The 12552-nt window shown below is 70.2% G+C and carries 12 protein-coding genes; 1 reads left to right on the forward strand and 11 read right to left on the reverse strand.

The annotated features are described in order from the left end of the window. Positions 1–24 precede the first annotated feature (24 nt). The 3 genes from WCE39_RS07415 to tsaA all read right to left on the reverse strand — a co-directional run bounded on the left by WCE39_RS07415 (position 25) and on the right by tsaA (position 4028). Complete coding sequence (locus WCE39_RS07415; RefSeq protein ID WP_343276058.1) at positions 25–1650, reverse strand: acyl-CoA dehydrogenase family protein; 1626 nt, start codon at positions 1648–1650, stop codon at positions 25–27. A 74-nt stretch (positions 1651–1724) separates the two neighbouring features. Further along, entirely contained in the window at positions 1725–3371 is a 1647-nt protein-coding gene (locus WCE39_RS07420; RefSeq protein ID WP_343276059.1) for an SDR family oxidoreductase, read from the reverse strand. Between the two features lie 99 nt (positions 3372–3470). Continuing rightward, on the reverse strand, positions 3471–4028 hold the full coding sequence (gene tsaA / locus WCE39_RS07425) for a tRNA (N6-threonylcarbamoyladenosine(37)-N6)-methyltransferase TrmO (RefSeq protein WP_343276060.1): 558 nt from the start codon (positions 4026–4028) through the stop codon (positions 3471–3473). Positions 4029–4156: 128 nt separating this feature from the next. Here tsaA and WCE39_RS07430 point away from each other — a divergent pair, with 128 nt between their 5' ends. Beyond that, positions 4157–4714, forward strand: a complete 558-nt coding sequence (locus tag WCE39_RS07430; RefSeq protein WP_343276061.1) for a DUF6630 family protein — start codon at positions 4157–4159, stop codon at positions 4712–4714. A gap of 264 nt (positions 4715–4978) precedes the next feature. Here the strand turns inward: WCE39_RS07430 and WCE39_RS07435 are convergent, their stop codons facing one another. From WCE39_RS07435 to WCE39_RS07470, 8 genes are all read right to left on the reverse strand, one after another. Continuing rightward, a complete protein-coding gene (locus tag WCE39_RS07435) occupies positions 4979–5185 on the reverse strand; it encodes a cold-shock protein (RefSeq protein WP_343276062.1) in 207 nt (68 codons plus the stop codon). 99 nt (positions 5186–5284) lie between these two features. Further along, a complete protein-coding gene (locus tag WCE39_RS07440; protein ID WP_343276063.1) occupies positions 5285–6070 on the reverse strand; it encodes an S-methyl-5'-thioinosine phosphorylase in 786 nt (261 codons plus the stop codon). 22 nt (positions 6071–6092) lie between these two features. Continuing rightward, positions 6093–6653: a hypoxanthine-guanine phosphoribosyltransferase gene (locus tag WCE39_RS07445; protein ID WP_343276064.1), complete on the reverse strand. Its 561-nt coding sequence runs from the start codon at positions 6651–6653 to the stop codon at positions 6093–6095. Then, on the reverse strand, positions 6650–7651 hold the full coding sequence (nagZ, locus tag WCE39_RS07450; protein WP_343276065.1) for a beta-N-acetylhexosaminidase: 1002 nt from the start codon (positions 7649–7651) through the stop codon (positions 6650–6652). The genes WCE39_RS07445 and nagZ overlap by 4 nt, the downstream gene beginning before the upstream one ends. 11 nt (positions 7652–7662) lie before the next feature. Continuing rightward, positions 7663–8178 (reverse strand): CYTH domain-containing protein, encoded by a 516-nt coding sequence (locus tag WCE39_RS07455; RefSeq protein WP_343276066.1) that lies wholly within the window; start codon positions 8176–8178, stop codon positions 7663–7665. Positions 8179–8434: 256 nt separating this feature from the next. Continuing rightward, on the reverse strand, positions 8435–9796 hold the full coding sequence (gene rlmD / locus WCE39_RS07460) for a 23S rRNA (uracil(1939)-C(5))-methyltransferase RlmD (RefSeq protein ID WP_343276067.1): 1362 nt from the start codon (positions 9794–9796) through the stop codon (positions 8435–8437). A gap of 54 nt (positions 9797–9850) precedes the next feature. Further along, positions 9851–10489, reverse strand: coding sequence for a YdbL family protein (locus WCE39_RS07465; RefSeq protein WP_343276068.1), 639 nt, complete (start codon positions 10487–10489; stop codon positions 9851–9853). Between the two features lie 19 nt (positions 10490–10508). After that, positions 10509–12524 (reverse strand): hypothetical protein, encoded by a 2016-nt coding sequence (locus WCE39_RS07470; protein ID WP_343276069.1) that lies wholly within the window; start codon positions 12522–12524, stop codon positions 10509–10511. Between the last annotated feature and the right edge of the window lie 28 nt (positions 12525–12552).

The following is a 12552-nucleotide window of genomic DNA, read 5'->3' on the forward strand; positions in this document are numbered from 1 at the left end:
CACACCTCGTGGCAAAAATGCTTTTCAACCAGGCAACGCCCGCGCAATGACCCCGCCACAGTCCACGCCGGCCGGCAGCGTTCCCAACGCCAGGCCGTGTTCACCGCCCAGGCGACTGCGGCAGAAGGCATCGGCGACGGGGCTTCCGGCGCGCAGCAACACCGAAGCCTGCAGCGCCAGTGCCAGGCGTTCGACCAGCATCCTTGATCCCGCCTCATCCGCCGCCCGGAGCAGGTCTGCAAGATTCGTGGCCAAGCTGTCGAGCGCGGGGTGCAGCCCGCGCGCGGCTTCGATCTCGGCGCGCAGCGCGTGCGCGGCCGTCGGCTCGCGTTTCAACGCGCGCAGCACGTCCAGGCACTGGATGTTGCCGCTGCCCTCCCAGATGGAGTTCAGCGGCGCCTGCCGGTACAGCCGCGGCAGCAGCGATTCCTCGACATAACCCGCGCCGCCCAGGCACTCCTGCGCCTCGTTCACCACTGCGGGCGCGCGGCGGCAGATCCAGTACTTGCCGATGGCCGTGGCGATGCGCGCGAACGCGGCTTCGGCGTGATCGCGTGTGGCGGCATCGACCGCGCGAGCCACGCGGATCGATAGTGCCAATGCCGCTTCGGTCTCGATTGCGATATCGGCCAGCACGTTGCCCATCAGCGGCTGCTCCGACAAAGGCCGGCCGAAGGCGCTGCGGTGGCGCGCGTGGTGCACGGCCTGCGCCAGCGCCATGCGCATGCAGCCGGCCGAACCAAGCATGCAGTCCAGCCGCGTCAGCATGACCATCTGAAGGATGGTCGCCACGCCGCGGCCCTCGTCGCCGACGCGCCAGGCCAGCGCCTCCTGGAATTCGACTTCGCTGGATGCGTTCGACCAGTCGCCCAGCTTGTCCTTCAGGCGCATCAGGGTGAAGGCGTTGCGGCTGCCGTCTGGCAGGCGGCGCGGCATCAACAGGCAGGTCAGGCCGCCTGGCGCCTGCGCCAATACCAGGAAGCCGTCGGACATCGGCGCCGACATGAACCATTTGTGGCCGACCAGGGTGTAGGCCTCACCGCCCGCGGCACTCGGCGTGGCAGTGGTCGCGTTGGCGCGCACGTCGCTGCCACCCTGCTTCTCGGTCATGCCCATGCCGAGGGTGACGCCGGACTTGTCTCCGATTGCGATATCGCGCGCGTCGTAGCGGCAGCTGGCGACCTTGTCCGCCCACTCGCGGAGCGCCGGTGCCTGGCGCAGCACCGGGACGGCGGCGTAGGTCATTGTCAGGGGGCAGCTGCTGCCGGGCTCGGCCTGGTAGTGCAGGTAGGCCAGCGCCGCGCGCGCGACGTGGGCGCCAGGCTCCGGCCGCGCCCAGGAGAGGCCGGCGACACCGTGGGCGATCGCGGCTTCCACCACGCGGTGGTAGGCAGGGTGGAACTCGACGCGGTCGATGCGGTGCCCGGTAGCGTCGTGCGTGCGCAGGCGCGGGCGGTCGCGGTGGGCATCGTGGGAGAGGGCCAGCAGCTCGCCACCGGCGAGCGCGCCGTAGGCTCCGACCTCGACGCTGAACGCCTGACCGCCTTCGCGCTGCAGGGCTTCGCGCAGCGCGATGTCGTCGCTCCAGAGATCGTGCGCACCGAATGGCGGTGGCTGGTTGGCGACCTCGTGCGTCTGGAAGGGCTTCATCGCGCGGCTCCGGTGGGATCCATCGCGAACGTTAGCACCCGGCAACAGCCCGCTTGAGACCTGCGGCGTTGCCGCTACCAGTCGGTCGGGCGATAGTCCTTCAGGAACTGGCCCCAGACGTGCTCGCCCGTGTTGAGGCCGGCAATGATCGGGTCGACGATGCGCGCGGCGCCGTCGACGATATCGAGCGGCGGGTGGAAGCGCTCCTCGATGGTCTTGCGCGCGGCGATCTCCACCGGGTCTTCGTCGGTCACCCAGCCGGTATCGACCGAGTTCATGTGGATGCCGTCGCCGTGGTAATCGGCGGCGGCGGTGCGCGTCATCATGTTGAGCGCGGCCTTGGCCATGTTGGTGTGCGGATGCCGGGTAGTCTTGAAGTTGCGGTAGAACTGTCCCTCGACTGCCGACACGTTGACGATGTGGCGGTCGCGCGAGGGCGGCGAGCCGTCGGGCGTGCGCAGCATCAACGGCTTCAGGCGCGCGTTGATCAGGAAGGGCGCGATCGCGTTGACCAGCTGCACTTCCAGCAGCTCCACCGACGGCACTTCGTCCATCTGCAGGCGCCAGGAGTTGCGCCCGCGCAGGTCGACCTGCTGAAGGTCCTGGTCCAGGCGGCCCTCGGGGAACAGGTGCGACTGGCCCAGCAGCTCCTCGGCCAGCAGCGGCACCTGCGACAGCTCGGCGGCACGGACCAGGCCGGAGGCGGCCTCGTGCCGCAGGTTGCGGCCCGCTGATCCCCCGACGCCAGGCAATGCAGCGGCGTGACCCGGGCCATCGCCGGCCAGTGCGGCGGCGTCGGGCAGCAGCGCGTCCGCGCGCAGGCCTTCGTAGCGGCCGAGCAGCCTGCGCAGATGCTCCGGTGCCTCGTGCAGTGCCGCGGTCTCGGCGGCCATCATGTGGGTGTAGAAGCCCGGTGGGCGGCGCACGGTCTGGCAGGCGTTGTTGATGATGAAATCGAGGCGGTCGTGGGTCGCCAGCAGCTCGCTGCAGAAGGCCTCCACGCTGGGCGTGTGGCGCAGGTCGAGCCCGAAGATCTCCAGGCGGTCGTGCCACTCGGCGAAGTCGGGCTCTTCGGCGTAGCGCGCGGCGGAATCGCGCGGGAAGCGCGTGGTCACGATCAGCCGCGCGCCGCAGCGCAGCAGCTTCAGCCCGGCCTGGTAGCCGATCTTGACCCGGCCGCCGGTCAGCAGTGCCACCCTGCCGGTCAGGTCCGTGAGCTCGGTGCGCTTGGCGAAGTTGAAGTCCGCGCAGGTCGGGCACAGCTGATCGTAGAAATGATGGATGCGCGAATACTTCTCCTTGCACACGTAGCAGTGCTGCGGCTCAAGGGTCTCGTGGTGCGGCGGCACCTCGGCGTCCAAGTCGCGTGGCTCGAAGCCCACGGGCGGGAAGTAATTCGGGGTGGTGAACACCGGCTGGCGGCGCAACGTGCGAATGCCGGTGGCGTCGAGCAGCGCATCATCGTGGGCGTTCTTGGCTTCCACGCGGCTGCGCTTGGCCTGCTTGCGGCGCTGGCGGCGGGCGACCGCATCCACTGGTGCGCCAAGCGCGGCGACCGCGCGATGCAGGCGCTCGCGGGTGGCATCGTCCAGCGCGTCGAGCAGCGCGTGGTCCGCGGCGACGGTTTCAAGGGTGTCGGTGGCAAGCTTCAGCCGCGCTTCGATGGAATCGGCGGGCAGCGGCGTGCGGGCGTCAGTGGCGCCCGGAGGGGTCGTGGTCATGCGCATAGTTTGCGGGCTTGGCGCCGCAAACGACAGCGCCCGGCCCGCATGCGTCCCAGGCGCATGCCACGCCCCGATAGCGCGTGGCCCGCGCAGCCTTCAACGCACCCTGGGTCGCCGTGGCCCCGGTGCCGACTGCCGGCCCGTGCGCGCATCGATTCCGTCGATCCAGCCCGCCGCCGCGTCCGGGAAGGCATCGGCATAGGGAACGTAGGGTTTGATGTCCAGCACCGGCGTGCCGTCCAGCAGGTCGAGCCCGCGCACCCGCAGCCGCGCTTCCTCCACGGCCACGAGCTCGACCGCCGACAGCCCGATCGCGTTCGGCCGATGCGGCGCACGGGTGGCCAGCACGCTGCGCTTGCCGCCTCCGCGCGGCGGCCGCACCTCCGCCTTCCATCCCTGGCTGCGATCGAACACGAACACCAGCCAGACCCGCGCGAAGCCGGCCAGGTCCCGGAAGGCGGCGGCCGGCACGGCCGGGACGAAATCGATGTGCGCGTCGACGGCGCTCCCGGTTTCGGTGCCCGCCACCACGGTGGCCTGGTGCGGCGCATCGATGCGCCGCGCGTAGGGCGAGCGCACGAACGCGATCGGGCTGAAGGTGAACACCGCATCCGCGCGCTCGGCGGGCATTGCGGGGACGTGATCGGTCGGCACGGTCGCTCCGGGCGGCATGGTGCGGACATGGTCCCACGGCAGGTGCGCCTGACGGTCGGTCGCGGGCGCGCGACGGGCGCCACTGCAAGCCTGCGCTTATCCTGTGTTCCCCACACCGGACCACCGCCATGCACGCCCCCGACAGCGAATTCGACCCCGACGACAACTACGCCAGCGGCTTCGTACCGGACATGGAGGTCGACGAAGACGCCGGCACCGAGGTGCTGGTCTGGCAGTTGCTGCTGCTCATCAACCCGGACGACGAAGAAACCGCCCTGCAGCAATTTGGCGCCTACCGGGAGGCCACCGCCGACGCCGGGGAGGACGAGTTCGAGCCGGCCTGGGTGCTGAAGGACATCATCGACTGGAAGTCCGGCTTCCAGGTGCACGACGACGATGCCGCCGCCGTCGTGGAAAGCATCAACGAGCTGGTGGAGCGCTGGAACCTCCAGCTGGACTGGGACGTGGACGACGCGACCGATCCTGAATTCCTGGCCAGCGCCAACATCCCCGACCTGCTGCACGTGGCCTACGACGCCTTGCGTGCCTACGGTTACACACTGTGGGTGTGGGAGACGGGGACCGAAACCACGGCGGGTTGGATCGCGCTGAGCCGCGATGACGAAGCGATGCGGGCTATCGCGCCGGCGCTGGGGATCGAGGTGCGTCCTGCCGGCTTGGCGTAGGCGGCGCGATGGGGTCCATCGGACTGTCGGGGACAGGATCGCCTTGCGGAAACGGTGGAGCGGCCAGCCTATCGGCGGCAGTCGCGCGGAGACGTGAATCCCGGCGCGTCGGCGCACCTGTCGATCATGCGCGGCATTGGCGCTGCACGAAAAATGTTCTTCGCCCAGGTGCGGGATCACACGTCGTGAAGCGGAAGGGCTACGAAAAAGGGCCCCGGAAACACTCCGGGGCCCTGGAACAGGAAAATATTGTTGCGCTACCGCTTATGCGACAGGCGCCACCCCTGCCGCCTGCGCGCCCTTCGGGCCCTGCGTGACTTCATAGCTGACGCGCTGCCCTTCCTGCAGGCTGCGGAAGCCTTCGGAAGAGATCGCCGAATAGTGCACGAACACGTCGGAGCTGCCGTCTTCTGGAGCGATGAAGCCGAAACCCTTGGCGTCGTTGAACCACTTCACTGTGCCGAATTGCATGACTCGTCCTACCTTGTCTGGTTGCGATTGCGCATGCCGACCTGCAAGGGACCGGACATGCGCGCCCCGAGTATGCAAAGCCCGGCGCCGCCGTGCAAATCAGCCGGCGAGCAGCGCGGCGACCAGTGCGGGCAATCCGGAGGATGCCGCGGCAACGTTGGCGAGCACGTCATCAAGCGTGATCACCTCGTCCACCTGCGGGCCCGCGCCCGCCGCCCAGTTGGCGACGATGGCCAGGCAGGCATAGTCCAGGCCGAGTTCGCGCGCGAGTCCGGCTTCCGGCATCCCGGTCATGCCGACCAGGTCGCAGCCGTCCCGGCGCATGCGTGCGATCTCGGCGCGGGTCTCCAGGCGCGGCCCCTGGGTGGCGCCGTAGCACCCGCCATCGACCAGGGCGACGCCGGCACGTGCGGCAGCCGCCAGGACGTCGCCACGCAGCGCGGGCGTATAGGGGTCGCCCATGTCCACGTGCAGCACCTCGGTGCCCGGCTCCTCGCAGAAGGTCGAGATGCGGCCCCAGGTGTAGTCGATCAGCTGGTCGGGACAGGCAAGCACGCGCGGGCCGAAAGCGTCGGTGATGCCGCCCACGGTGTTGAGCGCGAGCACCCGACGTGCGCCCAGCGCATGCAGCGCGGAGAGGTTGGCGCGGTAGTTGACCAGGTGCGGGGGCACGGAATGGCCCTCGCCGTGGCGGGCCAGGAACGCGACCTGGTGGCCTGCGATGCGGCCGATCCGCACCGGTCCCGACAGCGCGCCGTAGCGGGTGGGCGGCTGGTGCGATTCCACGTCTTCGAGGCCGGCGAGCCGGTACAGCCCGGTGCCGCCGATCACGGCCAGGGCGATCGGCTCATCGGCGAGCGCTGGCGCATTGGTTTTGGGCGACATGTCCGCTTCCTGCGTGGTGCGCTCAGTCGGCCAGCGCGTAGATGGCGGGCAGGTTGCGGCCCTGTTCGTTGTAGTCCATGCCGTAGCCGAAGACGTAGCGATCGGGCACGTCGACGCCCGACCAGTCGGCGCAGACGCCGTCCACGCAGCGGTCGTGGACCTTGGTGGCGAGCACCGCGACGCGGATGTCGGCGGCGCCTTCGTCCTCGCACCAGCGGGTGACGGCCTTCAGGGTATGGCCTTCGTCGAGGATGTCGTCGACCAGGATCACGCGGCGGCCGCGCATCGGCGTGGCCGGGCGGTGCAGCCAGGCCAGGCGCGAGCCGCTGGTATTGCCGCGGTAGCGGGTGGCGTGCAGGTAGTCGAATTCGAGGTCCAGGCCGCGCTCGCCCAGGGCGAACGCCAGCTGGGTCGCGAACGGCATGCCGCCGTTCATGATGGTCACGAACAGCGGTGGGCGCTCGTCATCGGCGTACTCGGTCCTGATGGCATCGGCCATGTCCTCGATCGCGTCCTCGAGCACGTCGCGGTCGTGGATCAGGTCGGCATCTACCATGACCTCGGCCAGTCTCGGGGCGTTCATGCCGCCACCCCGCCGCCCAGGCGCGCGGATGCGCTGCCATGGCGCGCGTCGGCAAGCAGGCCGTCCCAGCCCAGTGCGCCGCGGCCGACCAGCCCGGCAAGCGCCATGGTGTTGAGGCTGCGGCCTTCGACGGCGGCCAGCGATTCCTCCACCAGTTCCGGGTGGCAGACCAGGACCACGTCGCAGCCGGCGTCCAGGTGCGCATCCACGCGCGACTTGATGCCGCCGACGCCGTGCGCCGCGGCCATTCCGATGTCGTCGGAGAAGACCACGCCGCGGAAGCCCATGTCCTTGCGCAGGATGTCGTTGATCCACAGCGGCGAGTAGCCGGCGGGCTCGGGCGCAACCTGCGGGTAGACCACGTGCGCGAGCATCACCGCATCGGCACCAGCGTCGATGCCGGCGACGAAGGGCACAAGGTCCTGGGCACGGATCACGTCCAGCGCGCGGTCGTCGACGGCGTCGTCGAAGTGGGTGTCCTCGCGCACCGAGCCGTGGCCGGGGAAGTGCTTGAGCGTGGCGGCCATGCCGGCCTCGTGCATGCCTTCGACGTAGGCGCGGGTGAAGGCGGCAACCACCTGCGGATCGTCGGAAAAGGCACGGTCGCCGATGGCCAGGTTGCCGCGGCCAAGGTCCACCACCGGCGCGAAGCTGAGGTCGACGCCGGAGGCGCGGACTTCGCTCGCCATCAGCCAGGCGTGTTCGCGGGCGCGCTGCAGCGCGGCGTCGGGGTGGCGTGCGTAGTCGCGGCCGAAGGTCTCAAGCGGCGGCAGCGCGCTGTAACCCTCGCGGAAGCGCTGCACGCGGCCGCCTTCCTGGTCGACGCAGATGAGCTGCGGCCGCGGCGCGGTCTCGCGGATTGCGGCGGACAGTTCGGCCACCTGCGCGCGAGAGGCGAAGTTGCGGGTGAACAGGATCACGCCGGCGCAGGCATCGTGCTGCAGCCAGTCGCGCTCCTGCGCGGTCAATCCGGTACCGGCGATGCCGATGACAAGCATGGTGGTTCTCCTCAGGCGGCCGGCCCCGCGCGTTCCACATCGCTCCACAGCGAGTACGGCCGCGCGGCCAGTGCCAGATTGTAATAGCGGGAGCAATCGGTGGCCTCGACGCCCAGCCACGGCGGCTGTTCGAAGGCCTCGCCGGCGGATTCGAGTTCGATCTCGGCCACGACCAGGCCGGCGTTGTCACCGAGGAACTCGTCGACTTCCCACAGGTGGTCGCCGTGGCGCACCAGGTGGCGGCGCTTTTCCACCAGGCCACCGACGCACAGCGCGAGCAGCTCGCGGGCTTCGCTCACGGGCAGCGGGTATTCGAACTCCTGCCGGGTGTGGCCGAGCTCGCGCGACTTGATGTTGAGGAATGCTCCATCGCCCTCGAGCCGCACGCGCACCGAAGCGCGCTGCCGCCCTTCGTCCATCGACGACTGGTCGTTGAGGTAACCCTGGGCCATGGGTATCACCGCGTGGGCCGCATCGCGCCAACCCTCACCGGTCACCATGAATTTCCGTTCGATCTCGATGCCCATGAACCTTCACAACCCTCTGTAGGAGCAGCCATGGCCGCGACCTGCCTCTGTAGGAGCAGCTATAGCTGCGATCCCGGCCAGACAGCTTATCGCGGCTATAGCCGCTCCCACAGGTGAAGGTGACGCTTATCGCGGCTATAGCCGCTCCCACAGGTGAAGGTGACGCTTATCGCGGCTATAGCCGCTCCCACAGGTGAAGGTGAGGCTTTATCGCGGCTATGGCCGTTCCCACAGGTGGGGGTGAGGCTGGTCGCAGCTATAGCTGCTCCTGCAGGGGTTGGGCGGGAGCTGGCGGGTCGAAGACGGCGATCGATTCGACGTGTGCGGTGTGCGGGAACATGTCCATGACGCCGGCGGCGCGCAGCTGCCAGCCGCGCTCGTTGACCAGGTAGCCGGCGTCGCGCGCCAGCGAGCCGGGATGGCAGCTGACGTAGACGATGCGCTTCAGGCCGTCCAGCGGCAGCTGCTGCAGCACCTCCAGCGCGCCGGCGCGGGCCGGATCGAGCAGCAGCCGGTCGAAGCCGGCCTTCATCCACGGCTGCTCACGCAGGTCGGTGGTCAGGTCGGCCATGTGGAAATGCACGTGCGCCATGCCGTTGCGCACTGCATTGCCGCGCGCGCGCTCGACCAGCCCGGCATCGCCTTCCACGCCCACCACTTCGTCCGCGACCCGCCCCAGCGGCAGGCTGAAGTTTCCCAGTCCGCAGAACAGGTCGAGCACGCGCTCCCCGGGCTGCACGTCGAGCAGGTCGAGCGCGTGCGCGATCATCGATTCGTTGAGCGCGGCGTTGACCTGGATGAAGTCCAGCGGCTGGAATTCGAGTTCGACGTCCCAGGCAGCGAGGCAGAACGACAGCCTGGGGTTCTCGGGCCACAGCGGCGCAACGGTGTCGAGCCCGCCCGGCTGCAGGTACACGGCGAAATCGTGCGCCTGCGCGAACGCCACCAGCGCCGCGCGGTCGCGTTCGCCGAGCGGCTCAAGGTGGCGGAACACCAGCGCGGTGGCGTCATCGCCGGCTGCGAACTCGATCTGCGGGATCGCGCTGCGCGCGTCCATGCCGTCGACCAGGGCTGCGAGCGCCCCGAGACGGCTGCCAAGCTGCGGAACCAGGGTGCGGCATTCGCTCAGTTCCGCGACGAAGCGCGCATCGCGCTCGCGGAAGCCGACCAGGGTCCTGTCCTTCTTCTCCACGCGCCGCACCGAGAACCGCCCTTTCCGGCGATAGCCCCAAGGGCTCGCGGTGAGCGGGGGCAGCGTCATTTCCGGCCGCACCTGCCCGATGTGCTCGAAGTCCGCGGCCAGCATCCGCGCCTTGGTGGCGATCTGCCGGTCCCCGGCCATGTGCTGCAGGCTGCAGGCGCCGCAGGTGCCGAAGTGCGGGCAGGCCGGTTCCACGCGTTCGGGCGCGGCCAGCAGCACCTCGACGACTTCGGCTTCGTCGAAGCGGCGTGCGCGGCGCGTCTGCACGGCCAGTACCCGTTCGCCGGCCAGCGCGCCTGCGATATGCACGGGCTTGCCGGCGTGTGGATGGCCTTCCGGCCGGCGGGCAATGCCGCGGCCGTCAGCGCCGAGCTCGAGGATTTCGGCTTCGAATGGAGTCTTGTTGATGCGTGCCAATGAAAAATACCCGGAACAATCTATCGAAGCGCCATTTTGCCTCTTGCTGCCGCGTTACTTCTGCCGCCAGGCGCCGCCCTGCTGGTACCACCAGCCGGCACGCGCGCTGGCCACCCACTGCTTCGCGAACACGTCGCGGATCTGCGACTCCCATTCGGGATGGCCGTTGGCGACGGCGATCTCGCGATAGACGGCGTTGCGGTCGCGGTTGTCGTCGGCCACCGCGGCGTTCACCGCCACGCGGTCCTTGAGCGGCAGCCTGGACGCGTCACGCACCACCAGCAGGCCGTCGCTGCCGAAGCCCAGCGCGCCGCTGTCGAAGTGCGGGCGCAGGGTCGAGGTGAAGCGCGACTCCATCCGCTGCTGGATCGCCTGGATCGCGGGCGTGCGGATGCTGATGTCGGGCGACTGGGCGTGCGCGGGGGCGATGCCCAGCAGGATCCACGGATCGAAGGCCAGCTGGCGCGACGCAGGCGCCGGCAGCAGCGCCATGCCACCGGGCGTGCCGTCCACGGGATCCGGCGCAGCGGGGTCCGGCGCCGCGGGATCCGCTACCGCGCCATCCTCCCCGATCACCTTCTCCACGAACTCGCGCGCGGCTTCGCGCGCCTCGGCCGCGGGAAAATACACGTTGATGGTGACGCAGGCGGTGAGCACCAGCGCAGCGGCGATTGGCAGAGTGTACGAACGCATGCAGTCCTCCTGGGACGGGTCAATCGAACACCGGCGAGACCTCGCCGGAACCTGCGGCGGCCAGGCGCTCGACCAGGGTGTCCCAGTCGACGCGCCGGTTGAAACCAACGATGTCCAGCCGCGGCAGCCCGGACCCTTCGACGATAACAAACCCGCTGCCGCGCGGCTGCAGTCCGGCCATCGTGCAGACACCGTTCACCAGCCGGCAGGACAGCCCGATGCGGCGGTAGCCGAAGTCGTCGAACAGCGCTAGCAGCTGGCCCTGCAGGCCGGCGGTGAACGAGGCGTCGCCGACGCTGGAGATGTCCTGCACCGCGCGCTGGCTGATCCGCTGGCGCACGCCGCGGCGCGGTTCGGTATGCAGCTCGGCATCGAAGGCCACCGGTTCCCAGTCGACCAGGCGCAGGCCCTCGACATGGCCGTGCAGCCGCCCGCTGATGCCGCCGACCTCGAACACGCCGGTCAGCGCCCGCAGGTCCAGGCCATCCAGGCGGATGTCGGCAAGCAGCGTGGGCGCGACGCCGAAGGGCCGCTCCATTGCCAGCGACGACACGCGCACTTCGCCGTCGAAGGCATGCATGGCCAGGCCACCGTCGAAATCCAGGCGTTCGCCGACGTAGCGCACGCCCGGGATGCTGCCGGACAGCGTGCCCGGGAAGGCCGGCAGGCCGAGCGCCGGCATCAGCCGCGCCATGTCCAGCGCCTCGACCGAGAGTGCGCCTTCGACCAGCAGCGGGCCGGCCCCGCCGGGCGGGCGCAGCCTCAGGGCCGACACGGCCAACCGCCCGTCGAGCACGGGTATTGCGGTCGCCACGCGCAGCCGCAGTTCGCCGTCGCTGCTCTGCCACGGCAGGTGCGCAGCGCCGAGGCCGATCGCACCCAGCGCACCGCTGCGCCAGCGCAGGTCGCTCTGTACGCTACCCGCGGACACCAGGTGCACCCGGCCGTCGAGGCCTTCGAAGCGGAAGCGGCCGTCGGGCGCGGACACGTCGAGCGCCCGCGGCCGCAGGTCCAGTTCGGCCAGGGCGCCGTCGCGCAGCGCCAGGTCGAGGTCCAGCGCTCCCGCCATGGACAGCCCGCCCAGGCCGGCCATGCCAAGCCAGCCCGAAAGATAGCGTTCGGGTAGCGTCGAGACGTCGGGACTGCGCAGCGACAGGGACAGATCGCGCACGCCCGCATCGCCCAGGAACGCGCTGCCGCGGGCCTCCAGCACGCCGGGATCGCTGGCGGAGAATCCGGTCACGGCCCAGCCGCCGGGCGCGCCGCGTGCGCGCGCGCGCATCGCCAGCGGCGCGTCCGGGAACACGAAATAGCCGCTGCCCAGCAGCAGCTCGCCGCCGTGCAGTTCACCGTCGAGGGCGAGCAGCGGGCCGTCCTCCAGCGCCAGCCAGTCCAGGTCCAGGCCTGCCGCGAGGCCGGCGCCGGCGACGCGGCCGTCGCTGCTGTCGAAAGCCGCCTCGGCAAGCGCCAGGCGTCCCTCCACCCGCAGCGGCCCGGCGTCGGGTACGCGTACCTGCAGCTGGCCGTCGATTCGGCCCTCGCCGAGCTGGACCTCGCTCCAGGCCTGCGCCGCCAGCGCCTGGGCCCAGGCCACCGGTACCCGCGCCAGATCGATGGCGAACAGGTCGGGCTCAGCCGCACTGCGCTGCAGGGCCAGGCGCGCACCCTCGGCGCCTGAGAGCGCGGCCCTGATGTCGCCGCGCGGCAGGGCCAGCGCCAGGCGCAGCGGCGCGCCCCGCTCCTGGCGGATCTCGCCCTCGCAGCTCCAGCCGCCCTCGCCGTCGCGGCGCAGCGGGCAGCGCCAGGACAGCGCGCGGAAGCGGTAGCCGAGGTCCGTGGCCTCGGCTCGCCCCGCACTGATCCGCAGGTCGCCGGCCTCGGCACCCGCCGGCCAGTCCAGGCGCACGTCCACTTCATGCAGCGTGGCGACCGGCGTGGACACCGTGGCCACGCGCGCGGTCAGCACCTGCGCATCGGCGGCGCCGGCGCAGAGCAGCGCGGACACTCCAAGCAGGGGTAAGATCCACGCTGACATGGCTGTCAGGTTAACGACAGGAGCGTAT

It is taken from the genome of Luteimonas yanweni (assembly GCF_039548475.1).
In the GTDB taxonomy this organism is placed as follows: Bacteria; Pseudomonadota; Gammaproteobacteria; order Xanthomonadales; family Xanthomonadaceae; genus Luteimonas.

What these genes read in the sequence shown, in the direction of transcription:
- WCE39_RS07415 (WP_343276058.1), bottom strand. Translation starts at nt 1,650, where the DNA reads ATGAAGCCCTTCCAGACGCACGAGGTCGCCAACCAGCCACCGCCATTC.
- WCE39_RS07420 (WP_343276059.1), bottom strand. Translation starts at nt 3,371, where the DNA reads ATGACCACGACCCCTCCGGGCGCCACTGACGCCCGCACGCCGCTGCCC.
- WCE39_RS07430 (WP_343276061.1), top strand. Translation starts at nt 4,157, where the DNA reads ATGCACGCCCCCGACAGCGAATTCGACCCCGACGACAACTACGCCAGC.
- WCE39_RS07435 (WP_343276062.1), bottom strand. Translation starts at nt 5,185, where the DNA reads ATGCAATTCGGCACAGTGAAGTGGTTCAACGACGCCAAGGGTTTCGGC.
- WCE39_RS07440 (WP_343276063.1), bottom strand. Translation starts at nt 6,070, where the DNA reads ATGTCGCCCAAAACCAATGCGCCAGCGCTCGCCGATGAGCCGATCGCC.
- WCE39_RS07445 (WP_343276064.1), bottom strand. Translation starts at nt 6,653, where the DNA reads ATGAACGCCCCGAGACTGGCCGAGGTCATGGTAGATGCCGACCTGATC.
- nagZ (WP_343276065.1), bottom strand. Translation starts at nt 7,651, where the DNA reads ATGCTTGTCATCGGCATCGCCGGTACCGGATTGACCGCGCAGGAGCGC.
- WCE39_RS07455 (WP_343276066.1), bottom strand. Translation starts at nt 8,178, where the DNA reads ATGGGCATCGAGATCGAACGGAAATTCATGGTGACCGGTGAGGGTTGG.
- WCE39_RS07465 (WP_343276068.1), bottom strand. Translation starts at nt 10,489, where the DNA reads ATGCGTTCGTACACTCTGCCAATCGCCGCTGCGCTGGTGCTCACCGCC.
- WCE39_RS07470 (WP_343276069.1), bottom strand. Translation starts at nt 12,524, where the DNA reads ATGTCAGCGTGGATCTTACCCCTGCTTGGAGTGTCCGCGCTGCTCTGC.